Origin of the sequence: Isoptericola sp. BMS4 (assembly GCF_011634835.1) — a bacterium.
GTDB lineage: Bacteria > Actinomycetota > Actinomycetes > Actinomycetales > Cellulomonadaceae > Isoptericola.
This window is the reverse complement of sequence record NZ_SIRP01000001.1, coordinates 3,462,902-3,487,675: the sequence shown is the minus strand read 5'-3', so window position 1 is coordinate 3,487,675 and position 24,774 is coordinate 3,462,902. Positions and strand designations below refer to the sequence as shown.

Here is a 24,774-nt window from a genome sequence, read left to right as displayed (position 1 = left end):
GGTGAGGACGCCTCCGTCTCAGCCGAGCTCGAGGACGACGGCGCGCCAGACGCCGCGCCGCGCCTCGAGCCGGACGGCCGCGGCCCGCACGCGGCCGTCGTCGTCCAGCACCACCGTGGCCTCGGCCGCGTCGTCCCCGAGGCGGAGGAGCCGTACCCGGCGCACGAGGACCGGACGGCTCGTCGCCCGCCGCCCGGCGGAGGGAGCCGCCGCGCGGAGCAGCTGCGCGCGCTCGACGAGCTGCTCGCGCACCTGCGGGCTGACCCAGCGGGCCAGGTGGTGCGCGGGCCGCTCCCCGCGCAGCACCTCCACCGCGGCCCGGACCATGGAGCAGCACTGCGCCGTGGGGTCCGGCAGGGGCTCCGTGCACGGCGTGGCGAGCGGCCGCGGCTCGGGCTCGTCGTCGGCCGGGACGGGCCGCCGCTGCGGCGTGGCCCCGAGCGTCACCTTGCGCACCCGGGGCCGGCGCGCGGTCTCCGGGTAGCTGCCGGGGCGGCTGCGCCGCGGCGCGCCCGTCACGCGGGCTGCCGTGCGCCCGCCCGGAGTGCCGACCGTGGGGACGGCCTCGACGCTGCCGCCCGGGGCGGACGGTGCCTCGGTGCTGGTCGTACTCATGGTGAACCTCTCTCGGTGAGGGGCGGCCCGCCGGCGGTGTGCCCGGCGGGGGAGGGCGGGGCGCGCTCAGCCGGGCGGCTGCAGGACCTGGCCCGGCAGAATGACGTCAGGGTCCGCGCCGATGACGTCGCGGTTGGCCTGGTGCCAGCGGGTCATCTCCTCGAGGACGTCGGCGTCCGACGGCGCCGCCGCCCCGTGCTCGGCGAGGCGGGCGGCCGCGATGTCCCACAGGGTGTCGCCGCGCAGCACGACGACGGTGTCGTCGTCGGCGAGCGTCGTCCCGCGCAGGTCCCGGGCCACGACCGAGGCGTCGCCGGCCGGAGCCGGCGTGATGCCCGGCTCGGCGGCCGTGCCGCCGCCGGGGCCGGCATGCGCAGCCGAGCCCGCCTCCACCGCCTCCACGGTGTCGCCGTCGTCGACGGTGGCCACGGCGTCGGTCGCCCCCTTCCCGCCCGCCGCGTCCGCGTCGCCGGTCGTGGGCTGCCACCCGAGGTCCACCACCGCCACGGCGGACGCGGGGTCGGGGGCCGCCGGAGCGTCGTCGGCCGCCAGCGCTGCGGAGGGCGCGAGAGCCAGGCCGGTGCCGACCCCCAGGCCCACGGCTGAGCGGGCCAGGCGCCGCACGACCGCGGGGGCGACCCGCTCGAGCACCGCCTCGCCCGCAGCCCACCGGCCACCCAGCCGGTGCATGACGACGCAGCCCAGGGCGACCGCCGCGCTGAGCGCCAGCCACATGGCCGCGAGCAGCCCGGCGGCGAGCGCGCCCACCTCGACCAGGCCCTCGACCGGCAGGGTGCCCAGGGTCGAGGCGGCGTGCCCGGAGGGGAGGCCCGTCACGGCGGCGAGGCGGAGGGCGAGCGCCGCGGCCGCCGTCGCGCCGGCCGCCGCCACGAGCGCCAGACGGCCGGTGCCCCGGCCGTCGCGTCGGGCAGATCTGGGCATCGGTTCTCCTTTGTCCGCCACCACAGGTGATCGATCATCACCAGTGATGCCGTTTGATGCTGTTTGATGATGTCTGATGGCGGATATTCAAGCGGACTGGTGCCGGCTTGTCCACCCCGGGCATGCTGTGGGCGTCCGGCGAGCGCGACGAGGGAGATCGATGACCGGCACGAGCCCGACCCGGTGGGAGCTCCTCTTCGCCGACCTCGAGGCGCGGTTCGCCGCCGAGGAGGCGGCCGAGCGCGAGGGGGTGGTCGCCGACCTGACTCGCGCCGAGCAGGCGTCGATCGGCCTCACCGACCGCCTCCGCGCCGTGGTCGGCCGGCCCCTCCGCGTCGAGCTGCTCGACCGGGAGGGCGTCGAGGGGCGGCTCGTCCGCGTCGCCGACGCGTGGCTGCTGCTGCAGGGGCACGGCGCGCACGGGCCCGCGCAGCATCTGGTGCCGCGGTCGGCGGTCGCGGCCGTCGTCGGGCTCGGCCGGCACGGCACGCCGTCGACCGCGCGGACCGACCGCCTCGGGCTCGGCCACGTGCTCCGCGGGCTGCAGCGGGACCGTGCCCGCGTGCTCGTGCGCACGCTCGGCGGGGAGGTGGCCGGCCGGATCGGCAGGGTCGGCGCGGATCATCTCGACGTCGAGGAGACCGACCGGGCGCGGCCCGTCGTGCGCACCGTGCCGTTCGCGGCGGTGCTGCGCGTCAGCGGATCGTGACGCGGGCGCTCGGGCCTCGGAAGGCCCAGAGGCGAGCGCTCAGAGGTCGCCCGAGGCGATGCGCTCCCGGGTGCGGGCGTACTGCCGCTCGATGTACTCCTCGAGCTTGCTGGCCTCGACTCGCCAGACCTTCTTGGGCCCGACCTGGATCGCCGGCAGCTCGCCCGAGCGCACGAGCGAGTACGCCTGCGTGCTGGAGATGCTGAGCATCTCCTGCACGTCCGCGAGCGACAGGAACCGGGTGGTCATAGGGGAAGTCTGGCACACGAGGAGTCGTGGTTCATGGTGGTTGTCCACAGGAGTGGTCAGGAGCACCGCGAGGATCGCGGATGATGGGTGCGGGGCGCGACGAGGCGCCCGATGTCACCAACTCCGGAGGGAACGCCCGTGAGCACCGACCACCTGCCCGCCCCCGTGGCCCCGCGGCTGCGGCGCCCGTCGTGGCGCGACCCCCGCTTCGTCGTCGGGGTGGTGATCGTCGCCGCGGCGGTCGCGCTCGGCTCCTGGGCCGTCGCCGCCGCGGGGCGGACGGTGCCCGTCTACGCCGCCGACGCGGCGCTCACGCCGGGCGAGCCGGTCGACGTCGAGCACCTGCGCACGGTGGACGTCCGGCTCGACCCCGGCGCCGAGCTGTACCTGCGGGCGGACGAGCCCCTGCCCGAGGACGTCGTGGCCCTGCGGGTGGTCGACCCGGGCGAGCTCGTCGCGCGCAGCGCGGTCGGCTCCGCCGAGGACGTCGACGTGCGGTCCGTGGCGGTGCCCGTGGACCAGGCGGTCTCGGAGCGCGTCGCGCCGGGCTCCGTCGTCGACCTGTGGTCGGTCCCGCAGGCGCCGAGCGGGTCCACCCAGGCGGTGGGCGAGCCGAAGGCGGTCGTCCGCGGGGTCGTGGTCGAGCAGGTCGACGCCGCCGGCAGCGGCCTGGTCGTCGACGGTGGCGCGACGCTGCACGTGCTCGTGGGCACCGACCGGCTGCCCGCCGTGCTCAAGGCGCTCGGCTCGCCGGACAGCGTGACCGTCGTGCCGCGGGCCGGGGACGTCTCCTGATGGCTGGGAACCTCACGGTCCTGTGTGCGGTGCAGGGGCCCGCCGAGACCGATGTCGTCCTCGCGCTGGGTGCGCCGGGCTCCGGCGCCACCGTGACCCGCCGCTGCGGCGACGTCGCCGAGCTGCTGGCCGCGGCGGCGGCCGGGGCGGGGACCGTCGCCGTGACCTCCGCCGAGCTGCCCGGCCTGGACCGGGACACGGTCGGGCGGCTGCACGGCGCCGGCGTGCGCGTGGTGGCGATCGGCGACGGGCACGCGCCCGTCGAGCGGTTGCGGGCGCTCGGCGTCGACGTCGTGCTGGAGACGGCCGACGACGCCTCGGTCCTCGCGGCGGTGCGCGACGCCGCCGCCGTCCCGGCGGGTCCGGGCGCCGACACCGGGCCGGGCACGCCGGGGCCCGGGCCGGCACACCTGCTCCTCGACCACCCCGCGGACGACCCGGGTCGCCAGGCCGACCAGCCTGGCGCGGAAGCGCCCGTACCCGAGCCCGGGCGCAGGGGCACCGTCGTCGCCGTGTGGGGGCCCGTGGGCGCGCCCGGACGCACGACGACGGCCGTGGAGGTCGCCGCCGACCTCGCGGGCCTGGCGCGGTCGACGGGTCGGCGGCACTCCCGCCGTGATCGGCGGCGGGCCGAGGCCGACACGCCGGCGCGGACCAGCCTGCTCGTGGACGCCGACACCTACGGCTCGTCGGTGGCGACGCGGCTCGGGATGCTGGACGACGCCCCCGGGCTCGCCGCGGCGGCACGGATGGCCGGCCAGGGGACGCTCGACGTGCCCGGCCTCGCCCGGCACAGCCCGGTGGTCGCCGGCCGGCTGCGCGTGCTGACCGGCATCACGCGCGCGGCGCGGTGGCCCGAGCTGCCCGCCAGCGCGCTGGAGGTGGTCCTGGAGCGGGCCCGGGAGCTCGCCGAGTGGACGGTGGTGGACTGCGGGCCGGTGCTGGAGTCCGACGAGCTGCTCATGTACGACACGTACGCGCCGCAGCGCAACGCGGCCACCCTCGCCGCGCTGCAGGCGGCGGACGTCGTCGTGGCCGTTGGCGGCGCCGACCCGATCGGGGTCCAGCGCCTGGTGCGGGGGCTGGAGGAGCTGGCCGAGGTGCCGGTGCCCGTCGCGGCGCCACGGGTCGTCGTCGCGAACCGGGTGCGGGCGTCCGCCGTGGGCCCGAGGCCCGAGCAGGTGGTCCGTGACGCGCTGTCGCGCTACGCGGGGCTCGACGACGTCCAGGTCGTGCCGGACGACGTGCCCGCCCTCGACGCGGCGCTGCTCGCGGGCCGCACGCTGGCCGAGCACGCGCCGGCATCGCCCGCGCGCGAGGGGTTCGCTCGGCTCACCGACCGGGTCCGCGAGGTCGCCGCCGCGCACGTCGGTGCAGACTGAACCCATGCGCATCTACGTGCCAGCCACGCTCGACGAGCTCGCCTCCGCGGTCGTCTCGGCCGGAGGGGCCCGGTGGGACGTGCCCGCCCGCCGCGCCCACGCCGACACGGAGGCCCTCGCGGAGGCCCTGCCGGACGACGACGAGGAGGCGCGCGAGTACGCCGCGTTCCTCGCGGCGGCGGACGACTCGCTCGCTCTGGTCGCCGCCCGCGGCGGCGCGGTGCCGCTGCGGGTCGTGGTCTCGGCGGACGTCGCCCGCGCGGCCGTGAGCGAGGCTGCCGGCGACGACGTCCCGCCCAGCGGCGTCGACGTGGCCGCCGTCCCCGGAGCGGCGATCGTCGCGGTGCACGCCGACGAGCCGGAGGCCGCCGCGGACGTCCGTGCGGTGCTGGCCGCCGCGGACGCCGAGAGCGACGCCGAAGGCGTGGCCTCGCGCGCCGCCGCCACGGACGAGGTCCTGGACGACGCGCTGCAGCGCGTGACCGACCGCGACCTGCTCTGGTACGACGCGACCGAGGTCCACCAGGTCCCCCGCCCCTGACGTTGTGAGCGCGATCTCGGGGACGATCCGGTCGCGGATTGTCCCCGAGATCGCGCCTGCAACGCCTCCTGTGTGCACTCGGTGTATACACTCGGTGTATGTTATGCCCATGACGGTACCGATGGCGATGCTCGCCCTGCTCGACGACGGGCCCACGCACGGGTTCGACCTCAAACGCCGCTACGACGCCCTGCTCGGGCACGAGCGCGAGCTCAAGTACGGCCAGGTGTACGCCACCCTGGCGCGGCTGGAACGCGACGGGCTGGCGTCCGGCGTCGGTGTCGAGCCGGGGGCCGGCGGCGAGCGGAAGGTCTACGCCATCACGCCGGCCGGCGTCACGGAGCTGGACCAGTGGCTCGCCACCCCGCACCCGCCGGGCGGGCGTCCGTCCGAGCTCTTCACCCGGGTCGTCCTGGCCATCGCCGCGGGCCGGCCCGCGGAGACGATCCTCGACGAGCACCGCCGGGTGTACCTCGACCGGATGCGCGCCCTCACCGCCGCCCGCCGGGCCGGGGACGTCGTCGACCGGCTCGCCGGCGACTACGAGATCGCCCACCTCGAAGCCGACCTGCGCTGGATCGAGCTGGCGTCCGCGCGGCTGACGACCATCGTCGACCAGGTGCGGGAGGCCGGACGATGAGCGCCGTGCTCACCGGGCGAGGGCTGCGGCACGCCTTCGGCCCGACGCCGGTGCTGGACGACGTCGACCTCGCCCTCGAGGAAGGGGAGGTCGTCGCGCTGCTCGGCCCCTCGGGATCGGGCAAGTCCACCCTGCTGCACCTGCTCGCCGGGCTGCTGCGGCCCGACGGCGGCGAGGTGTGGCTGGCCGGACGGCGGATCGACACCCTGTCCGAACGACGGCGCTCCGACCTGCGGCTGCGGCAGCTCGGGTTCGTGTTCCAGTTCGGCGACCTCGTGCCGGAGCTGACCGTCGCGGAGAACGTCGAGCTGCCCTTGCGCCTCACCGGGGTCCGGGCCACCGCTGCCCGAGCGCGCGCCACCGCGATGCTCGACCTGCTCGGCGTCGCCGCCCACGCGGACAAGCGGCTGAGCGAGGTCTCCGGCGGTCAGGCGCAGCGAGCCGCCGTCGCCCGGGCGCTCGTGCACGAGCCACCGGTCGTCCTCGCCGACGAACCCACCGGATCTCTGGACACGACGACCGGGGAGCTGGTGCTGGAGGCGCTCGTCGCCGCCGCGGCACGACAAGGGACGGCCGTGCTGCTCGTGACGCACGAGATGCGCGTCGCCTCCTGGGCGCACCGTGACGTGCTGCTGCGTGACGGCCGCGTCGTCGGCGGGTCCGGGGAGCTTGCGGGCAGCGGCGGCACGACGATGGCGGCCCGCGCGTGAGCGCCGTCGTCACCCTCGGCCTGCGGCTGGCGCGGGCGGGCGGGCCGCTGCGCGCCTGGTCGATCGCGGCGGGCAACGCGGTCGGCGTCGTGCTGCTCGTGGTGGCGCTGGCGCTCCTGGTGGCCGCCTATCCCGACCCGGTCGCCCGCGCGCAGGCGCGCGTGCAGCTCCTCGGGATCGACCTGTTCCTGCTGCTCCCCGCGGTCGTGCTGCTCGTGACCGTCGGGCGCCTGTCGTCCGGCGTGCGCGACCGGCGCCTGGCCGCGTTGCGGATGATCGGCGTGACCCCCGCGCGCACGCGGACCGTCGCCGCCGTCGAGAACGGCGCCTTGGCGCTCGCGGGTGCGACCGCCGGGGCCGTCGTCGCCGCGCTCGGCGCGCCCGCGGCGAGCGCGGCGGCGGTCGCGGCCGGATGGCTCGCCCAGCCGCTGCAGGTGACGTGGGGGAGCGCGGCCGCCGTCGTCGCGACCGTCGCCGTGCTGTCCATGGTCGTGGGGACGGGGGCGTCGTGGAACCGCGAGCTGCCTGGCCGGGCCCGGTCGGAGTCCGCGCCGCGGACGCCGCAGCCCGGACGGCTCGCCGTGCTCGGCCTGGGACTGGCGCTGCTGTGGTGGGCGAGCAGGGCCGGCCCCTATGCCGGCGACGGCGTTCCGCCCGAGCCGTTGCTGCTCGGCGGCGGAGTCCTCGCGGCCGTGGGGATCGCTGTCGCGACGCCGCTGATGACAGCCTGGTCGGCCCGGTGGCTGGTGCGTTCGCGCGGCACGGCTGCCGTGCTCGCCGGGCGGGCGGTCGAGACGGATCCCGCGGGTGCGTCGCGGGTCGTGGCCGGGCTGGGGGTCGCGGTCTTCCTCGCCGCGGGCGCGCTCGGGGTGGTTGCCGCGTTCGAATCGACACCGCAGTACCGTTACACGCTGCAGTCGTTGGAGGCGGGGCCGCAGAAGATCCATGCGATGGCCCGCACCGCGTCCGGCGACGAGAAGGCCTTCGACCCGGCGGCCCTGCGGGCGCTCGACACGGTTCCCGGGGTGCAGGGCGTGGTGACGGCGCGGACGGCGAGCACCCCCTGCGACCCCGAGGCCGACATCTCGGGGTGCGCGAGCATCTTCGTCGGCACGTGCGCCGACCTGTCGCTCGTGCTCGAGCAGTCCGGCTGCGACGACGCGCACGCCGCATGGATCACCCACGACGGCGGATACGGGGATGTGGCACCGCCGCCGTCGGAACGCGACCTCACCGCACCGATCGTCGCGACGGCCGAGGACGGGGGCCCACCGGAACCCCAGCGCTCCTTCGAGCCGGGGTCGGCGCCGATCGTCGTCGATGCACGGGCGCAGGTGGACCGGTGGGTCTACCCGGAGGGCTACGTGGCGTTCGTCCCCGAGGCGCTGGCCGATGACCTCGTCGGTCCGCCGACGAGCGCGGAGGTCGTCGCCGACGGAGGAGTCGAGGTCCAGGAGGCCGTGGTGGCCTGGGCCGACGAGCACGGCTACGTCGCCTTCCCGTACCCGACAGACGACGTCGAGTACGTCGCCGAGGTGCGCGCCGCGGTGTTCTCCCTCGCCGGGGTCTCGCTCGCCGTCGGCCTGCTGGTGTTGGCGCTGACCGCGGCGGACCGCGCGGTCGAACGGCGCCGGACCGTGGCCCGGCAGCTCGTCGTGGGGGTGCCGGGCCGGGTGCTGCGCGCCGGACAGCTGGTCCAGGTGCTGGTTCCGACGGTCGCGGCCGCCGTGCTCGGCGTCGGGTCCGGCTGCCTGCTGGTCGTCGCGTACACGCGGCTGGCCGAGATGGCCGGCCCGGAGTCCGTGACGGTCGAACGCTGGGCGATGCTCGCGGGCGTGCTCGGCGTCGGCGGTCTGCTCGTGGCGCTCGCGACGCTTCCGCTGACCCGGGTCCGCCTTACACCGGAGCTCCTCCGCCGCGAGTGACGAACCTGCTCACAACATCAGCCGAGGTAGACCTGGGCCTTGCCGTGCAGGTGGCCGTTGGAGGCCAGGGCGTTGCCGCCCCACGGCCCCGGCTCGCCGTCGAGCGAAGTGAAGCGGCCGCCGGCCTCGGTGACGATGGGAGCGAGCGCTGCCATGTCGTACACCTCGAGCTCGGGCTCGGCGGCCACGTCCGCCGCGCCCTCCGCCACGAGCATGTAGGACCAGAAGTCGCCGTACCCGCGGGTGCGCCAGCACTGGCGGGTGAGGTCGAGGAAGCCGGCGAGCTTGTCGTGCTTCTCCCACCCGGAGAGCGACGAGTACGCGAACGAGGCGTCGCCGAGGTTCTCCACGCCGGAGACGGACATCCGCGTCGCTGCGGCGAGGGACTTGCCGGTCCAGGCCCCCGAGCCCTTCGCCGCCCACCAGCGCCGACCCAGCGCGGGAGCCGAGACCAGCCCCATGACGACCTCCTCGCCGTCGGCCAGGGCGATGAGCGTCGCCCACACGGGCACGCCGCGCACGAAGTTCTTCGTCCCGTCGATCGGGTCGATGATCCAGCGCCGCGCGCCGCTCCCCGCCGACCCGTACTCCTCGCCGACGACGGCGTCCCGGGTGCGCGCCCGGTGCAGCTGGGCGCGGATGAACTCCTCCGCGCTGCGGTCGGCGTCGCTGACGGGCGTGTCGTCGGGCTTGCGCTCCACGTGCAGGTCCACGGCCTTGAACCGGTCCATGGTGATGGCGTCCACCTGGTCGGCGATCACGTGGGCCAGGCGCAGGTCGTCCTCGTACGTGCGCTCGGGTCCGCTGGTCGGGCTGGAAGTCGGCTGAGTGTGGGGCACGGCCTCACGCTATCGGCCCGGGCGCCGGGTGGGCACCCAGGCGCGCGGACCGAGACGCCGGGTGCCGGGTGGGCGTGCCGAACGAAACTGCTCGAACGGTGTGCGGACACGCCCCGGCGTCGTCAGTCCGACCCGCCGGCGCGGGAGGCGAGCAGGCGGCGGAACGACGTCAGGCGCGCCGTCCGCGCGGCGCGGACGGCTTCGTCGGGGGAGCCGGCGACCCAGTCGTCGAGCGCGCAGTCGGGCGCGTCCGCGGCGTGCGTGCAGCCGCGCGGGCACGCGGTGGCGACCTCGTCCAGGTCCTCGAACGCGGCCAGCAGGTGAGCCGTCTCCACGTGCGCGAGGCCGAAGGACCGGACGCCCGGGGTGTCGATCACCCAGCCGTCGACATCGGTGTCCGCCCCGGTCTCGGAGCCGCCCGTGCCGTGGGGCGCCACGGGCAGGCGCAGCGCGACCGCGGAGGTGGAGGTGTGGCGGCCGCGCCCGGTGACGTCGTTGACGACGCCGGTCGCGCGGTCCGCCGCGGGCACGAGCGCGTTGATGAGGGTCGACTTGCCGACGCCGGAGTGGCCCACGAGCACCGACGTGCGGCCGGCGAGGCGGGCGCGCACCTCCTCGACCGACGCGGGATCGTCGCGGCGCGTCACGACGACGTCCACCCCGATGGGCTCGTACAGCGACCGCAGGGCGTCCGGGGAGGCGAGGTCGGCCTTGGTCAGGCACAGCAGCACCGCCATGCCCGCGTCGTACGCGGCGACGACGCACCGGTCGATCATGCCGGTGCGTGGCTCGGGCTGGGCGAGCGCGGTGACGACGACGAGCTGGTCGGCGTTGGCGACGACGATCCGCTCGTACGGGTCGGTGTCGTCGGCGGTGCGACGCAGCACCGACGTGCGCTCGTTGATGCGGACGATCCGCCCGAGAGTCCCCTCGTCGCCGGAGGTGTCGCCCACGACGTCGACCCGGTCGCCGACGACGACGCGCGTTCGCGTGAGCTCGCGGGCCTTCATGGCCAGGACCGCCCGCTCGTCGTCCCCGCCGCCGTCCACGACGAGGGTGTACCGGCCGCGGTCCACGCCGGTCACCAGGGCGGTGACGGCGTCGGCGTGCTCGGGCCGCTGCTTGGTGCGCGGCCGGGTGCCCCGCTTGGAGGGGCGGGCGTACTGCGCGTGCTCGTCGCGGACGCGCCGGGCCATCAGGCGACGGCCTCGCTGCTGCCGAGGGGGCTGCCGGGGGTGCGTCCCAGCATCCGCTCCCACATGCCGGCGAACCCGGGCAGGGTCTTGGCGGTGGTGCCGACGTCCTCCACCCGCAGGCCCGGGACCCGGAGCCCGAGGAGGGCGCCCGAGGTCGCCATCCGGTGGTCGGCATAGGTGCGGAACTCGGCGCCGGACAGCGGGCGGGGGGTGACGACCAGCCCGTCCCGGGTCTCCTCGCAGCGCCCGCCGAGCCGGGTGATCTCCGTGGCCAGGGCCGCCAGGCGGTCGGTCTCGTGCCCCCGCAGGTGCGCGATGCCCCGCAGCCGGCTGGGGGAGTCCGCCAGCGCGGCCAGTGCGGCGAAGGTCGGGGCGAGCTCGCCCGCGGCGCGCAGGTCGACGTCGATGCCGTGGATCTCGCCCGTGCCCGTCACCGCGACGACGTCGCCGTCCCGGTGGACCTCGGCGCCCATGCGGGCGAGGAGCTCGGGCACGAGCGCGCCGGGCTGGGTGGTCGAGGCCGGCCACCCGGGCACGCGCACCGTGCCGCCGGCGACGAGCGCCGCGGCCAGGAACGGGGCGGCGTTGGACAGGTCCGGCTCCACGCGCACGTCGCGTGCGGCGACGGGGCCCGGCGCGACCTGCCAGATGCCGTCGCGCGAGTCGTCGACCTCGACGCCGACCTCGCGCAGGGTGGCGACCGTCATCTCGATGTGCGGCAGGCTCGGCAGCGTCGTGCCCACGTGCCGCAGTGTGAGGCCGCGCTCGAACCGCGCCGCCGCGAGCAGGAGACCCGAGACGAACTGCGAGGACGCCGACGCGTCCACGTCCACGGCGCCGCCGGCGACCCGTCCCGTGCCGTGCACCGTGAACGGCAGGTGCGCGGGCAGCTCGCCGCCCTCGCCGGTGACCCGCACGTCCAGGGCGTGCAGCGCCGCCAGGACCGGCCGCATCGGCCGCACCCGCGCCTCGGGGTCGCCGTCGAATCGGACCGGACCGTCGGCGAGCGCGGCGACCGGCGGGAGGAACCGCATGACGGTCCCCGCCAGACCCGTGTCGACGTCCACGTCGCCGCGCAGCGTGCCGGGCGTGACGTGCAGGATGCCGGGCTCTGCGCCCTCGACGACGTCCGTGCCGAGGGTGCGCAGCGCGCCGATCATGAGGTCGGCGTCCCGGGAGCGCAGCGCGCCGCGCAGGGTCCCGGGCCCGTCGGCGAGAGCGGCGAGGACGAGAGCGCGGTTGGTCAGCGACTTGGAACCGGGCACCTCGACCATGGCGTCGAGCCGGCCGTCCGCGAGGGGGGCGGGCCAGGCGTCGGTGCGGGGAGGTGCCGGTTCGGGTGCGCTCATGCCACCGAGGCTAGTTCACCGTGCTCGCCGGGGGACGGCGTGTCTCGGGCCGCGACGGCGGGTCAGCCGCGCGACGGGACCTTGTCGGCCAGCCTCTCCGCCTTCCGCGCGGCGTCCCGGGTGATCTCGTGGGTCTGGTGGGCGGACTTCTCCGCCGCCCGCTCGGTGGCCTTGCCCGCGCGGGTGCGCGCCGCCCGCACGCGGTAGGTGAGGCCGGGGCGGCCCTCGAGGTCGACCCCGGCGATCACCGCGGCGCCGATCTTGCCGAGGTCGGCGACGAACGCGTCGGTGCGGGCGCCGCGCTGGTCGCGCGGTGCCGTGAACGGCTGGTGCGCGACGGCGAGCGGCGCGGTGAGCGCGGCGAGCGCGAGCGCGGCGGTGCGCGGGGTCCGCCCCACCGCGAGCAGCAGCCCGGCGGCGGCGGTCGCGGCCCCGTGGGCGCGGACGAGGAGCGCGACCCGACGCTCGCTCAGCGGCTCGGCGCCGAGCGCGTCGGTGACGAGCGCCGCGCCCTCGCTCGCGGCCTCGACATGGTCGTCGGGGTGCAGGGCGGCCTGCACGCCGTCGTACACGAAGGGGGCGGCCAGGAGGGGTCGGGCGATACGACGCAGCAGCATGGGCCCACTGTGGCAGAGGGCGGGGCCTCTCGCCGCCCCAGGCGCGCCGTCGAGGGTGGGCCCGGCCCTCCCCGCACCTCCGCCCTTGACCCGCCGTCCGCGGCCCGGTTGCATCCGGGTATGACAGAGGCGACGCAGGGTGGACCGTCCGCACGAGCATGGTCGACGGGGTGGCGTGTCTGCGCGTGGGCACTCGCAATCTCGGTGGTGACGACCGTGCTGGTCCTCGCCGCGTCCGGCCGAGGCGTCTGGCCGCCCGCCGGCCTGACGAGCATGTTCGTGGTCCGGCTCGTCGTCACGGTCGTCCTGGGGGTGCCCGGTGCCGCGCTGCTGGCGGCTCTCGTCGTCCGGCAGGAGACGTGGGTCCAGGTGGCGGCGTTCGCCGCGGCCGGGGCCGTCCTGGGTTTCGAGCTGGCCCGCTGGGCCGTGGTGCCGGGGACGACGGGGTTCGCGTGGCTCGAGGCCGGGGTCGCGGCCGGGGCCGGCCGGTGGCTGGTCGCCCGGAGGGACTCCCGGCGCGGCGTCTCGGGAACGCCCGGGCGGGTCGGCACGGTGGAGGGCCCGGGTGCCGGGCCGGGCGACGGAGGCCTGCGCTGGGAGGGGCCGCTCGCCTGGCTCGTGGCGTCCCTCGGGCTCCTGGTGGTGCCCCTCTGGTCGGGCTTCGCGGCGACGATCACCCTCGCGGGGTTCTTCGGGTCGGTGCCCACCGAGAGCGACCATGCGCAGGCGGCCCGCTACCTCTGGTTCGGTGCGGGCGTGGCGGTGGCGGCCGCGGTGACGGTCCTGGTGCTCGCGCGACGCGTGAGCGGTCGCGGAGACCGGCTGCGCGGCCGGGTGGCGCTGCCGACGCTGGGCGGCGTCGTCGCGTCGGTGCTGGCCTCCGCCGCGAGCACCGCGTGATCCTCGGGCGGCCGGTATCCGCCGGGCGGCCGGGAATGCCGAGGCGGGCTCGTCGGTTGCAGCACGTGTGACAGCCCTTTCGATCAGCGCGCCCTCGCCCGTCGGGCGCGACGACTCCGCGCAGCACGTGCGGCTGTTCGCCGTCCCCGCCGGCGCCCTGCACGAGGCGCGTACGGCAGCGACACCCGCTCCCGACGTCGAGTGGACCGGAGGACCAGGCCGAGTGACTCCACTAGGCTCGCAGGTGATGACCGACAACACGGAGAGCGCGCGGGACCCGGAGGTCGACGAGATCCCCGAGGACACCGAGCGCGCCCCCGAGGCGGAGTCGAGCGCAGCCCGCGCCGCCCGGTTCGAGGCCGACGCCCTGCAGTACCTGGACCAGCTCTACTCGGCGGCGCTCCGCATGACGCGCAACCCCGCCGACGCGGAGGACCTCGTGCAGGAGACGTTCGCGAAGGCGTTCGCGGCGTTCCACCAGTACAAGCCCGGCACGAACCTCAAGGCCTGGCTGTACCGCATCCTCACCAACACGTTCATCAACAGTTACCGCAAGAAGCAGCGCGAGCCGAAGCAGTCGCAGGCCGAGGAGATCGAGGACTGGCAGATCGCCCGGGCGGCGTCGCACACGTCGCAGGGACTGCGCTCCGCGGAGGCCGAGGCCCTCGACCGGCTGCCGGACTCCGACGTCAAGCGCGCGCTGGCCGAGCTGCCCGAGGACCGGCGCATGGTCGTGTACTACGCCGACGTCGAGGGGTTCCCGTACAAGGAGATCGCCGAGATCATGGGCACGCCGATCGGGACGGTGATGTCCCGGCTGCACCGTGGCCGACGGCAGCTGCGTGAGCTGCTGGCCGACTACGCGGCACGGCGTGGGCTGGTCGCGGCTCGTGGAGGAGAGTCATGACCGACCCGATCACCCCCATCCCGCACGAACCCGCCGAGGGGGAGAACGAGTGCGAGCACGCGCTCGTGCACCTGTACGAGTACCTCGACTCGGAGATGACGCCGGCGGACGAGCGACGCATGCGGGCCCACGTGGCGCACTGCTCGCCGTGCCTCGCGGAGCTGAGCGTCGAGGAGCTCGTCAAGCAGCTCGTGAAGCGGTCCTGCGCCGAGCGGGCGCCCGAGACGTTGCGGCTGCGCATCCACGAGCAGATCACCGTCCTCGCGCGGTAGCCCTCACGGAGGCGCGAGAACGACGGAGGGGTGGAGCACGACGCGTCGTGCTCCACCCCTCCGTCGTTCGGGCAAGGGTCCTCAGGCGTTGGGACGCTTGCCGTGGTTCGCTGCCTTGCCCTTGCGGGCACGGCGCTTGTTGCCGCGCTTGCTCATGGTGGTCTCCTCACGGACGGTGGACGAAGGTCGCCCTCATGATCCCACACCGCCGGTCCTCGCCCCGCACCCGACCGGATCTCAGGGTCGTCCCCGATCCGCGGGGCGGCCCTGCTCTGGCAGGCTGGGAGTCCGCCCCGACCCCACCGGCGGGAGCCGGAGACCCCGGCGCCGCACCGAGCACGAGGAGCCCGCATGAGCACCGAGACCTGGGCGGTCGCCGCCCCCCAGACCATCGACGTCGAGGGCGTCACGGGCGCGACGGTGCGCCTGCAGGGCGGCCGCGCCGAGATGGTCACGGACCCGGCGGCCACCACCACGCGGGTGGAGGTGCTCGAGGTCGGCGCGCGCCCGCTGCAGGTCGTGCGGGAGGGTGACCGGCTGCGGGTCGGGTACGACCGGACGTGGGTCGACGCCGTGCGCAGCAGGCTGTCGAACCTCACGCAGACCGAGCGCGCCGTCGTCCGCGTCGTGGTCCCGCCAGGGTCCGCGGTCGACGTCGGCACGATCGACGCCGACGTCGAGGTCACCGGGGGCCGAGCCGTCGCGGTGCGGACCGTGACCGGCTCCGTGCGCACGCACGGCACGACCGGCCCGCTGGCGCTGCGGGCGGTCTCCGGCGACCTGACCGCCGCCGGGCACACCGGTGACGTCTCGGCGTCGGTGGTCTCCGGGGCGCTGTCGCTCGACGGCGCCCTGGCGCGCGTGTCGGTCACCGCGGCCTCGGGAGCGACGAGCATCACGGCGGCCGCCGGCACGAGCCCCATGGTCAACGCCCGGACCGTCTCCGGCACGCTGGACGTGCGGCTGGCGCCGGGCACCCCCGTGAACCTCAAGGTGCGGGGGGCGTCGGGCCAGGTCGTCGTGGACGGGTCCGTGGTGCCCAGCAGCGGGACCACCCTGGTCGTGGACCACGCCGAGCAGGCGTCCGGCGGCGAGCCCGCCGCCTACCTGTCGGCCACGGTGACCAGCGCCCGCGTCACGGTCGACCGCCGCTGACCGCGGCGGGGCCGCCCCGGCGTCACTCGTCGCCGGGGAGGCCCAGCCATGCGTGCCAGCCGGTGTGCAGCACCAGCCACGCCATCAGGCCGTACCCGGCCTGCCCTGGGTAGGTGCTCCCGTTGGTCGCGAGGTCGGCCAGCCACTGCTCGTGCTGGGCGAGCGGCGTGTAGGTGTCCACGTACGGCACGCGGCGCCGCGCCGCGACGTCCGCGAACGCCGCCGACAGCTCCGCGATCCGCTCGCCGTCCTCCGGCCGCCCGGGCGGGGGGCCGACCACGAACGTGGGCACCCGGCTCGTCTCCGCGACGTCGAGGACGTTCGCGAGGTTGAGCCGGGAGCGGGCCACCGACAGGTCCGACGCGACGTCGTGGCGGCCGAGCGCGACCACGAGACGGTTCTCGCAGGTGGACTCGGGGCCGAACCGGCTCTCCGTCTCCGCCTGCCAGCGGGCGCCGAGCTGGGACGAGGTCTCCCCGGGCACGGCGAGCGTGAACGCCATCGCCGGGCGGTCGAACCGGGTCCGGGCCATGACCCGCCCGGTCCACCCCAGCGCGCGGGCGTCGCCGACACCGACGCTGAGCTCGTCGCCCACCACGCAGATGCGCACCTCGGTCTGGCTCACCACTCCACCGTCCTGTCCGTCCTTGCCCGGGGCCTGTCCGCAGGGCCCGTCACGCATTCTCGGGCACGCGGGCGCGCCGCCCGCGTCTCCCACGCCGTCACAGCAGGGTCGCACCCCAGCGCACGGTGTGCTCGTCGCCGGGGGCGAGCAGGACCAGCCGGTCGCCCGTGTTGAAGGCGTCGGCGACGCAGCTCATCGGCTCGGCGGCCAGCCCGAAGCGCTCGTGGCCCGCGATGTGGTCGGCGGAGCACACCTGCCAGCAGTCCATCGAGTCGTCCATCCACACGGCCGCGGTCCGGCCGTCGGGGCAGCCGAGCCGCGCCCACGACAGGCCGTCGGCGTCGCGGGTGGCCCCGGTCCAGGCGTCGTCGAGGTCCAGGCCGGCCAGGGTGCGCGTCTCGCGCAGGTCGTAGGGCCCCGCCACGGGCTCCGTGCCCGTGGGGAGCAGGCGGTCGTCGACGGTGACGTGCGTCGTCGCGTCCAGGCGGACGGTGCACTCGTCGAGCGGCGCGCCGCCGGTGGACAGCCACGGGTGGAAACCGACGCCGTACGGGGCCGTGCCGGCCCCGACGTTGCGAGTCCGCACCTCGACGCCGAGCCCGGCGTCCGACAGGCGGTACGTGACGGTCGTCACGAGCTGGAACGGCCAGCCCTTCTGCGCCGGCAGCGCGAGCTCGAGCGTGACCGCGTCGTCGGTGACCGCGACGGGCTCCCAGCGGTACCAGCAGGCCAGCCCGTGCAGGGCAGTGCCGCGGTCGGGCTCGCTGACGGCGACCTGGTGCGTGGCGCCGTCGGCGCGGTAGCGGCCGTCGCGCAGCCGGTTCGGCCACGGGACCAGCACCGCGGCGTTGAAGACGGGGGCGGCCTCGTCCAGGTCGAACGGGACGAAGACGTCGCGGCCGCCGACGGAGTACTCGCGCACCATGGCGCCGACCTCGACGACGGTCGCGCGCTGGTCGCCGTGCACCAGGTGGTGCTGGGCGCCCGACGGAGGGGCGGGAGCGGGAGTGGCGGGAATCTCGGTGTTCACGCTCACACCGTAGTCGGCACGCCCCGACGGCGCGGGCGACGTAGCGTAGGGGAGCAGAAGTGCGGGCCCGGTGCGCCGGGCCCGGATCGGAGGCGGCCCGGGGGCGCGCCCCACGAACGGAGGAACGATGAACAAGCGGGTTCTCGGCCGCACCGGCCGTCTCGTGTCGGTGGTCGGCCTGGGCACGTGGCAGCTGGGCGCGGACTGGGGGACGGTCGACGACGACCAGGCCCGGGCCGTGCTCGAGGCGTCGCTGGAGGCGGGGGTGACGTTCTACGACACCGCCGACGTCTACGGGGACGGTCGTTCCGAGCAGGCCGTCGGCGCGTTCCGTGCCGCCCACCCCGACGCCGACCTGACCGTGGCGACCAAGATGGGCCGCCGCATGGACCAGGTCCCGGAGAACTACGTGCTGGAGCACTTCCGGCAGTGGACGGACCGGTCGCGCACCAACCTGGGGACCGACCGGATCGACCTGGTGCAGCTGCACTGCCCGCCGACCTCGGTCTACTCCGACGACGAGGTGTACGACGCGCTCGACACCCTCGTCGACGAGGGTGTCATGGCCGCCTACGGCGTCTCGGTGGAGACCGTGGAGGAGGCGTTGACCGCGATCGCGCGCCCGAACGTGGCGACCGTGCAGATCATCCTCAACGCGTTCCGGCTCAAGCCGCTGGAGCGGGTGCTGCCCGCGGCGTCCGAGGCGGGCGTGGGGATCATCGCCCGCGTCCCGCTCGCGTCGGGGCTCCTGTCCGGCCGGTACACCCGGGAGACCGTCTTCGGTGAGGACGACCACCGGACGTTCAACCGCGAGGGCAAGGCCTTCGACGTCGGAGAGACGTTCTCCGGGGTCCCGTTCGAGGTCGGCGTCGACGCCGCCACGCGGTTCGCCGACCTCGCCGGGTCGGCGCTGGCGCAGGACCTCACGCCGGCGCAGGCGGCGATCGCCTGGGTCTGGCAGCAGCCCGGCGTGTCGACCGTCATCCCCGGGGCCCGGTCGCCGGAGCAGGCACGGGCCAACGCGGCGGCGGGCGACGTGGACGTCCTCGGCCCGCTGTTCACGTCCGGCGTCCGCGAGATCTACGACGACGCCATCCGCGCGCACGTGCACGACGCGTGGTGAGCCGTCCCGTCGCCACGGGGTGAGCGGGGCAGCGCCTCCGCCGCCCGGGCCGCGACGAGAACGAGCCGGGGGCCACCGCATTCCGATGCGGTGGCCCCCGGCTCGTTCTCGTCCCGGAACCGGGACGACGGGGCTAGCGGTCGAACGCCTGCGCGACGAGCGTCTCCTGCTCCTCGCGGTGGCGGCGCGCGGTGCCGGCGGCGGTGGACGCGGAGGCCGGGCGGGACACGACGCCCACGCGCGGCAGGTCCTCCGGCAGAGCGAGGTGCAGGTAGGACCAGGCGCCCTGGTTCTCCGGCTCGTCCTGCACCCAGAGCACCTCGGCGTTCGAGTACTTCGCCAGCTCCCGCCTGATCTGCTCCTCCGGGAACGGGTAGAGCTGCTCGAGGCGCACGATCGCGGTGCGCTCGTCGGAGCGGTTGCGGCGCTCGGCGACCAGGTCGAAGTAGACCCGGCCCGTGCACAGCAGCACCCGGTCGACGTTCGCGGCGTCCACGGTGATGTCGGGCAGGACGGGCTCGAACGTGCCGGTCGTGAAGTCCTCGACCGCCGAGGCCGCCGCCTTGAGGCGCAGCAGCTGCTTCGGGGTGAACACGACCAGGGGCCGCCGCGGCCGGTCGTACGCCTGCTTGCGCAGCAGGTGGAAGTACGACGCCGGCGTGGACGGCTGGGCGACCGTCATGTTGTTCTCGGCCGAGAGCTGCAGGAACCGCTCGATGCGCGCGGACGAGTGGTCCGGGCCCTGGCCCTCGTAGCCGTGCGGGAGCAGCATGACGAGCGAGGAGTTCTGGGCCCACTTCTGCTCCGCCGACGAGATGAACTCGTCGATGACGGTCTGCGCCCCGTTGACGAAGTCGCCGAACTGCGCCTCCCACAGCACGAGGGCGTCCGGGCGCTCGACCGAGTAGCCGTACTCGAAACCGAGGGCCGCGTACTCGCTCAGCGACGAGTCGTAGACCCAGAACTTGGCCTGGTCGCCCGACAGGTACAGCAGCGGGGTCCACTCGGCGCCCGTGTTGCGGTCGTGCAGCACCGCGTGCCGCTGCACGAACGTGCCGCGGCGCGAGTCCTGGCCCGCCAGCCGGACCGGGGTGCCCTCCATGAGCAGCGACCCGAACGCGAGGAGCTCGCCGAAGCCCCAGTCGATGGCGCCTTCCTTGCTCATGAGCTGGCGCTTCTCGAGGAGCTGGCCCAGCTTCGGGTGCACGGTGAAGCCCTCGGGGGCGTTGACGTGCACGTTGCCGACCCGCTCGAGGACGGCGTGCGGCACCGCCGTCTGCCAGCCCACCATGGTCCCGGCGTCGGCACGCTGGGACTCGGGCCGCTCCAGGCCGAGGATCTCGTCGTCGCCGTCGGGCGCCGACGGCACCCCGGACGACTTGGTCTCCGTGAAGACCCGCTCGAGCTGCGCCTGGTAGTCCTGCAGCGCCTGCTCGGCCTCCTCGACGGTGATGTCGCCACGCTGCACGAGGCTCTTCGTGTACAGCTTGCGCACCGACTGCTTCGCCTCGATGAGGTTGTACATCAGCGGCTGCGTCATCGAGGGGTCGTCGCCCTCGTTGTGGCCGCGGCGGCGGTAGCAGATCATGTCGATGATCACGTCGCGGTCGAACTGCTCGCGGTAGGCGAACGCCAGCTCGGCGACGCGGACGCACGCCTCCGGGTCGTCGCCGTTCACGTGGAAAACGGGGACCTGGTAGCCCTTGGCGACGTCGGTGGCGTACGTCGTCGAGCGCGACGACGACGGGCCGGTGGTGAACCCGACCTGGTTGTTGATGATCACGTGGATCGTGCCGCCGGTGCGGTAGCCGCGCAGCTGGGCGAGGTTGAGCACCTCCGGCACGACGCCCTGGCCCGCGAAGGCCGCGTCGCCGTGGATGAGGATCGGCAGCACGGAGAAGCCGTCCCCGCCGAGGTCGATGCGGTCCTGCTTGGCGCGCACGATGCCCTCGAGCACCGGGTCGACGGCCTCGAGGTGCGACGGGTTGGCCGCGAGGTAGACCTTGGTGGCCGCGCCCGACTCGGCGGTGAACCTGCCCTCGGTGCCGAGGTGGTACTTCACGTCGCCGGAGCCCTGGACGCTCTTCGGGTCGAGCTGGCCCTCGAACTCCTTGAAGATCTGGCCGTAGCTCTTGCCCGCGATGTTCGCGAGGACGTTGAGCCGGCCGCGGTGCGCCATGCCGATGCCGACCTCGTCCAGGCCGTTCTCCGCGGCACGGGACAGGATGGCGTCGAGCAGCGGGATGACGGACTCGCCGCCCTCGAGCGAGAAGCGCTTCTGACCCACGTACTTCGTCTGCAGGAAGGTCTCGAACGCCTCGGCGGAGTTCAGCCGGCGCAGGATGCGCAGCTGGTCCTCGCGGGGCGTGCGCGCGTAGCCGTGCTCGAGCCTGTCCTGCAGCCACTTGCGCTGCGCCCGGTCGGCGATGTGCATGTACTCGATGCCGATCGAGCGGCTGTACGAGTCGCGCAGCAGGCCGAGGATGTTGCGCAGCGTGTCCTTCGGCTTGCCGCCGAAGCCGCCCGTGGGGAACGTCCGGTCCAGGTCCCACAGCGTCAGGTCGTGGTTCTGGATGTCCAGGTCGGGGTGCTTGCGCTGCCGGTAGGCGAGCGGGTCGGTCTCGGCCATGAGGTGGCCGCGGGACCGGTAGGAGTGGATGAGCTCGGCGATCTTCGCGGGCTTGGCCGCCTCGACCTCCGCGTCGGTGGTGTTGTCGCGCACCCACCGCACCGGCTCGTACGGCACGCGCAGCGACGCGAACACCCGGTCGTAGAAGCCGTCGAGACCGAGCAGCTTGGCGCTGAGGATCTTGAGGAACTCGCCCGACTGCGCACCCTGGATGATGCGGTGGTCGTACGTCGAGGTGATCGTCATCGTCTTCGACACGCCCATGCGCGCGAGCTGCTCCTCGGACGCCCCGGCGAACTCCGCCGGGTAGTCCATGGCGCCGACGCCGATGATCGTGCCCTGGCCCTGCATGAGGCGGGGCACGGAGTGCACGGTGCCGATGCCGCCGGGGTTCGTCAGCGAGATGGTCGTGCCGGCGAAGTCGTCCATGCCGAGCTTGCCGCCCCGCGCCTTGCGCACGAGGTCCTCGTAGGAGGCCCAGAAGCCGGCGAAGTCGAGCTCGTCAGCCTTCTTGATGCTGGGGACGAGGAGCTGGCGGGAGCCGTCGGGCTTGGCCAGGTCGATCGCGAGGCCGAAGCCGACGTGCGCCGGCTGCACCACGTGGGGCTTGCCGTCGACCTCCTCGAAGTGGGCGTTCATCACCGGCATGTCGGAGAGCGCCTCGACGAGGGCGAACCCGATGAGGTGGGTGAAGGAGATCTTGCCCCCGCGCCCGCGCGCCAGGTGGTTGTTGATGACGATGCGGTTGTCCACCATGAGCTTGGCGGGCACCGCGCGCACCGAGGTCGCGGTCGGGACCTCGATCGAGGCCTCCATGTTGGTGACGACGCGCGCCGCGGGACCGCGGAGCTTCTGCACGTCGTCGGTGGCCTCCTCCTCGTCCGACTTCGGCGCGGTCCGGGCGACCTCCGCGTACGGTGCGGTCGCGGGCAGGGCCTCGGCCACCGGCGGGGCCGTCGCGACCTCGGCGTCGGCGGGCGCCGGAGCCTGCTCCTCGGCCTGCTCGGCCTGCTCGGTCTGCGTGGTCGACGCCGCGGCCGGCTGCGGGCGCTCGGCGGGCGCCGCGGCCGGTGCGGCCGCGGGAGTGCTCACCGCCGCCGGTGCGGCGGGCTCGGCGGCCTCGGGCGTCGTCGCCCCGGAGGTGCCGTTGCGCGACTCACCCGGGGTGTAGTCGGCGAAGAAGTCCCACCACGCGGGGTCCACCGCGTTCTTGTCCTTGAGGTACTGCTCGTAGAGCTCGTCGACGAGCCATTCGTTGGCTCCGAACGCGCTCGCCACGCTGCTCGAATCTGACCCGTCCTTCGGGGACACCACGCGCGGATCGCCCACTTTCACACAGTTGCACTCGTTGGCTCGGAAAACGCTCCGGACGAACCGGGGCTCTCCCCAAGCCTATGCCCTCGGCGCGACGCTCTCACGGCACCGGAACGGCGGAATCGGGCCGCTGCGAGGGCGCCCGGGGGCCGCGACCCCCCGGCGGTAATGGACCGGGCAACGGTGTGTCCCGACGGCTCGTGCAATGCGTCGAGCCGCGTCATGCCCGCCCCATCGAGAAGGAACCCCGGCAGACCGGTGTGACCAAGATCACGAGACGTCCCGGGTGTTCCCGGGGTCGGTCGACACCCCGGGCGCCGGGCGCGCACGGGCGGGCAGCGTCACCCGCATCGTGGCGCCGCGCGCGGTGTCCGCCACCTCGACGTGCCCGCCGTGCAGGTCGACCGCCCAGCGCACGATCGCCAGGCCGATGCCCGTACCGCCGGTCGTGCTGGGCTGACGGGTCGCGCTCGGAGTCCGGGTGAACCGCTCGAAGACGCGGTCGCGGTCCTCCGGGGCGATCCCGGGGCCCTCGTCGCTGACCTCGAGCACCACGTCGTCGTCCACGGGGTAGGCGTCCAGGCGCACGGTGCCGCCGTGCGGGGAGTGCCGGATGGCGTTCTGCAGCAGGTTCGTCACGACCTGCCGCAGCCGCTCGATGTCGGCCTCGAGCACGAGGTCCGGCGGAGTGACGTCCACGACGTAGCTCAGGCCCTTCGCGGCGTCCACCATCGACATGGCCTGGGCGGTCTCCTCGAGGAAGTCGCCCACCGAGAACTCGTCGAGGACCAGCGCGGACGCCCCGGCCTCGACCCGCGACAGGTCGAGCAGGTACGTGACGAGCCGGGTGAGCCGCTCGGTCTGCTCGAGCGACAGCTCCAGCGCGGCGGGCGTCGGCTCCGTGACGCCGTCGACCATGTTCTCCAGCTGCGCCTGCAGCGCCGCCACCGGCGTGCGCAGCTCGTGCGACACGTTGGCGATGAGCTCTCGGCGTACCCGGTCGGACGCGTCCAGGTCGGCCGCCATGACGTTGAAGGCCTCGGCCAGCTGACCCACCTCGTCGCGGCTCGTGGCCCGCACCCGGATCGAGTAGTCGCCGGCGGCCATCGCCTGCACGGCGGCGGTCATGTCGCGCAGCGGGGAGGTCATGCCCCGGGCCAGCACCTGCGTGATGATCAGGGACAGGGCGATGGCCAGCGGCAGGGTCCGGCTCGGGCCGAGCTGGTTGCGCAGGCCGAGCCACGTGACCAGCACCGCGAACACGACCGTCGCGACCACGAGCACGCCGAGCTTGGTCTTGAGCGACCGCAGCGGGTCGAGCGGCCGGACGTCCGGCAGCCGGTGGTGGTGGGAGGCGCCGCCGGACGGCGCGGACGGCACGTCAGTCCGCCGGCGGTTCGAAGGCGTACCCGACACCGTGCACGGTGCGGATGAGGTCGGGCCCGAGCTTGCGGCGCAGCGCCTTGATGTGCGAGTCGACAGTCCGGGTCCCGCTGGCGTCCGCCCAGTCCCACACCTCGGCGAGGAGCTTCTCGCGGGTCTGCACGGTCTTGGGGGCGCTCGCGAGCATGACCAGCAGCTCGAACTCGGTCGGCGTGAGGTGCACCTCCTCACCGCCGCGGTGCACGCGCCGCTGGGCGCGGTCGATGGACACGTCGCCCATCGTCATCGGCGGGTCGGCGGGGACCGTGGCGGCGGCCTGGGCCGCGCGCTCGACGCGTCGCAGCAGCGCCTTGACGCGGGCGACGAGCTCGCGCATCGAGAACGGCTTGGTCATGTAGTCGTCCGCGCCCACGCCGAGGCCGACCAGCATGTCGGTCTCGTCGTCGCGTGCCGTGAGCATGAGGATCGGGATCGGGGTCTCGGCCTGGATGCGCCGGGTCACCTCGAGGCCGTCGATGCCCGGCAGCATGACGTCCAGGACGATGGCGTCCGGCTGCAGCCGGGTGGCCGCGTCGACCCCGGCGAGGCCGTCGCGCGCGACCTCGACGCGCCACCCCTCGGCGGAGAGTCGTTGCGCGATGGCGGCGGCGATCGCGGGCTCGTCCTCGACGACGAGCACGGTGGCGTTCGGCTGTCCCGACGGGCTCGGGCTCGTCGGGCCGCCGCCCGGGCTGCTCGGAGGGGTCGCGGTGGTCATGGACTCCATCTTGCACGCCGAGACTGGTAGTGCGCTGTGTACACGCTGTCCGCGCCGCGCCCGGGGCGCCCCGATACCATCGAGGGCACCATGCACACAGAGCTGCCGACAGAGCCTCCAGACGACCTGGACGAGAGCAGACCCGCCGGCCCGGTGCCGGAACCGCCGTC

At 74.9% G+C, this 24,774-nt stretch carries 25 protein-coding genes; 12 read left to right on the top strand and 13 right to left on the bottom strand.

Annotated features, from left to right (window positions below; genetic code table 11):
• Positions 1-18 precede the first annotated feature (18 nt).
• Positions 19-615 carry an Rv3235 family protein gene (locus EYB28_RS20155; protein ID WP_205710942.1) on the bottom strand — a complete coding sequence of 199 codons (597 nt, stop codon included), beginning with the start codon at positions 613-615 and terminating at the stop codon, positions 19-21.
• A 66-nt stretch (positions 616-681) separates the two neighbouring features.
• Positions 682-1,557, bottom strand: a complete 876-nt coding sequence (locus EYB28_RS15750) for a LysM peptidoglycan-binding domain-containing protein (RefSeq protein WP_166849766.1) — start codon at positions 1,555-1,557, stop codon at positions 682-684.
• A gap of 160 nt (positions 1,558-1,717) precedes the next feature.
• On the opposite strand from EYB28_RS15750, the gene EYB28_RS15745 reads away from it, so the two are divergent.
• Positions 1,718-2,266, top strand: a complete 549-nt coding sequence (locus EYB28_RS15745; protein ID WP_166849763.1) for a hypothetical protein — start codon at positions 1,718-1,720, stop codon at positions 2,264-2,266.
• Between the two features lie 39 nt (positions 2,267-2,305).
• On the opposite strand, the gene EYB28_RS15740 is transcribed toward EYB28_RS15745, so the two are convergent.
• On the bottom strand, positions 2,306-2,515 hold the full coding sequence (locus tag EYB28_RS15740) for a helix-turn-helix domain-containing protein (protein ID WP_166849761.1): 210 nt from the start codon (positions 2,513-2,515) through the stop codon (positions 2,306-2,308).
• A 138-nt stretch (positions 2,516-2,653) separates the two neighbouring features.
• On the opposite strand from EYB28_RS15740, the gene EYB28_RS15735 reads away from it, so the two are divergent.
• The 6 genes from EYB28_RS15735 (at position 2,654) to EYB28_RS15710 (ending at position 8,508) form a co-directional block, all read left to right on the top strand.
• The gene (locus tag EYB28_RS15735) at positions 2,654-3,310 is read left to right on the top strand and encodes a hypothetical protein (protein WP_166849759.1); all 657 of its coding nucleotides are present in this window, start codon (positions 2,654-2,656) and stop codon (positions 3,308-3,310) included.
• Positions 3,310-4,692: a hypothetical protein gene (locus EYB28_RS15730; RefSeq protein ID WP_166849757.1), complete on the top strand. Its 1,383-nt coding sequence runs from the start codon at positions 3,310-3,312 to the stop codon at positions 4,690-4,692. Before EYB28_RS15735 ends, EYB28_RS15730 begins: the two co-directional genes overlap by 1 nt.
• Positions 4,693-4,696: 4 nt before the next feature.
• The gene (locus tag EYB28_RS15725) at positions 4,697-5,233 is read left to right on the top strand and encodes a DUF6912 family protein (RefSeq protein WP_166849754.1); all 537 of its coding nucleotides are present in this window, start codon (positions 4,697-4,699) and stop codon (positions 5,231-5,233) included.
• 109 nt (positions 5,234-5,342) lie between these two features.
• Positions 5,343-5,873 (top strand): PadR family transcriptional regulator, encoded by a 531-nt coding sequence (locus tag EYB28_RS15720; RefSeq protein WP_166849752.1) that lies wholly within the window; start codon positions 5,343-5,345, stop codon positions 5,871-5,873.
• Positions 5,870-6,583, top strand: a complete 714-nt coding sequence (locus EYB28_RS15715; RefSeq protein WP_166849748.1) for an ABC transporter ATP-binding protein — start codon at positions 5,870-5,872, stop codon at positions 6,581-6,583. The genes EYB28_RS15720 and EYB28_RS15715 overlap by 4 nt, the downstream gene beginning before the upstream one ends.
• On the top strand, positions 6,580-8,508 hold the full coding sequence (locus EYB28_RS15710) for an FtsX-like permease family protein (protein WP_166849745.1): 1,929 nt from the start codon (positions 6,580-6,582) through the stop codon (positions 8,506-8,508). Before EYB28_RS15715 ends, EYB28_RS15710 begins: the two co-directional genes overlap by 4 nt.
• A 17-nt stretch (positions 8,509-8,525) precedes the next feature.
• On the opposite strand, the gene hisN is transcribed toward EYB28_RS15710, so the two are convergent.
• The 4 genes from hisN to EYB28_RS15690 form a co-directional block, all read right to left on the bottom strand.
• On the bottom strand, positions 8,526-9,347 hold the full coding sequence (gene hisN, locus EYB28_RS15705) for a histidinol-phosphatase (protein ID WP_166849742.1): 822 nt from the start codon (positions 9,345-9,347) through the stop codon (positions 8,526-8,528).
• Between the two features lie 122 nt (positions 9,348-9,469).
• Positions 9,470-10,543, bottom strand: coding sequence for a ribosome small subunit-dependent GTPase A (rsgA, locus tag EYB28_RS15700; protein ID WP_166849739.1), 1,074 nt, complete (start codon positions 10,541-10,543; stop codon positions 9,470-9,472).
• Entirely contained in the window at positions 10,543-11,892 is a 1,350-nt protein-coding gene (aroA, locus tag EYB28_RS15695) for a 3-phosphoshikimate 1-carboxyvinyltransferase (protein ID WP_166849737.1), read from the bottom strand. The genes rsgA and aroA overlap by 1 nt, the downstream gene beginning before the upstream one ends.
• 62 nt (positions 11,893-11,954) lie before the next feature.
• Positions 11,955-12,509 carry a DoxX family membrane protein gene (locus tag EYB28_RS15690; protein WP_166849734.1) on the bottom strand — a complete coding sequence of 185 codons (555 nt, stop codon included), beginning with the start codon at positions 12,507-12,509 and terminating at the stop codon, positions 11,955-11,957.
• Between the two features lie 207 nt (positions 12,510-12,716).
• On the opposite strand from EYB28_RS15690, the gene EYB28_RS15685 reads away from it, so the two are divergent.
• The 3 genes from EYB28_RS15685 to rsrA all read left to right on the top strand — a co-directional run bounded on the left by EYB28_RS15685 (position 12,717) and on the right by rsrA (position 14,588).
• Entirely contained in the window at positions 12,717-13,409 is a 693-nt protein-coding gene (locus EYB28_RS15685; RefSeq protein ID WP_166849731.1) for a hypothetical protein, read from the top strand.
• 223 nt (positions 13,410-13,632) lie between these two features.
• Positions 13,633-14,316 (top strand): sigma-70 family RNA polymerase sigma factor, encoded by a 684-nt coding sequence (locus EYB28_RS15680; RefSeq protein WP_370459515.1) that lies wholly within the window; start codon positions 13,633-13,635, stop codon positions 14,314-14,316.
• Positions 14,313-14,588: a mycothiol system anti-sigma-R factor gene (gene rsrA, locus EYB28_RS15675; protein ID WP_166849726.1), complete on the top strand. Its 276-nt coding sequence runs from the start codon at positions 14,313-14,315 to the stop codon at positions 14,586-14,588. The genes EYB28_RS15680 and rsrA overlap by 4 nt, the downstream gene beginning before the upstream one ends.
• An 81-nt stretch (positions 14,589-14,669) precedes the next feature.
• Here the strand turns inward: rsrA and EYB28_RS20630 are convergent, their stop codons facing one another.
• On the bottom strand, positions 14,670-14,744 hold the full coding sequence (locus EYB28_RS20630; RefSeq protein ID WP_370459514.1) for a 50S ribosomal protein bL37: 75 nt from the start codon (positions 14,742-14,744) through the stop codon (positions 14,670-14,672).
• Positions 14,745-14,939: 195 nt separating this feature from the next.
• Between EYB28_RS20630 and EYB28_RS15670 the strand changes: the two genes are divergently transcribed.
• Complete coding sequence (locus tag EYB28_RS15670; protein WP_166849724.1) at positions 14,940-15,743, top strand: DUF4097 domain-containing protein; 804 nt, start codon at positions 14,940-14,942, stop codon at positions 15,741-15,743.
• A gap of 22 nt (positions 15,744-15,765) precedes the next feature.
• Here the strand turns inward: EYB28_RS15670 and EYB28_RS15665 are convergent, their stop codons facing one another.
• Together EYB28_RS15665 and EYB28_RS15660 are read right to left on the bottom strand one after the other, a co-directional pair.
• Entirely contained in the window at positions 15,766-16,353 is a 588-nt protein-coding gene (locus tag EYB28_RS15665; RefSeq protein WP_370459513.1) for a GDSL-type esterase/lipase family protein, read from the bottom strand.
• Positions 16,354-16,465: 112 nt separating this feature from the next.
• Complete coding sequence (locus EYB28_RS15660; RefSeq protein ID WP_166849720.1) at positions 16,466-17,398, bottom strand: aldose 1-epimerase family protein; 933 nt, start codon at positions 17,396-17,398, stop codon at positions 16,466-16,468.
• 127 nt (positions 17,399-17,525) lie between these two features.
• Here EYB28_RS15660 and EYB28_RS15655 point away from each other — a divergent pair, with 127 nt between their 5' ends.
• Complete coding sequence (locus EYB28_RS15655; protein WP_166849718.1) at positions 17,526-18,521, top strand: aldo/keto reductase; 996 nt, start codon at positions 17,526-17,528, stop codon at positions 18,519-18,521.
• Positions 18,522-18,654: 133 nt separating this feature from the next.
• On the opposite strand, the gene EYB28_RS15650 is transcribed toward EYB28_RS15655, so the two are convergent.
• From EYB28_RS15650 to EYB28_RS15640, 3 genes are all read right to left on the bottom strand, one after another.
• Positions 18,655-22,428 (bottom strand): multifunctional oxoglutarate decarboxylase/oxoglutarate dehydrogenase thiamine pyrophosphate-binding subunit/dihydrolipoyllysine-residue succinyltransferase subunit, encoded by a 3,774-nt coding sequence (locus EYB28_RS15650; RefSeq protein WP_240930590.1) that lies wholly within the window; start codon positions 22,426-22,428, stop codon positions 18,655-18,657.
• A gap of 306 nt (positions 22,429-22,734) precedes the next feature.
• A complete protein-coding gene (locus EYB28_RS15645) occupies positions 22,735-23,844 on the bottom strand; it encodes a cell wall metabolism sensor histidine kinase WalK (RefSeq protein WP_166849714.1) in 1,110 nt (369 codons plus the stop codon).
• Between the two features lies 1 nt (position 23,845).
• Complete coding sequence (locus tag EYB28_RS15640; RefSeq protein WP_240930589.1) at positions 23,846-24,604, bottom strand: response regulator transcription factor; 759 nt, start codon at positions 24,602-24,604, stop codon at positions 23,846-23,848.
• Positions 24,605-24,774: the final 170 nt, after the last annotated feature.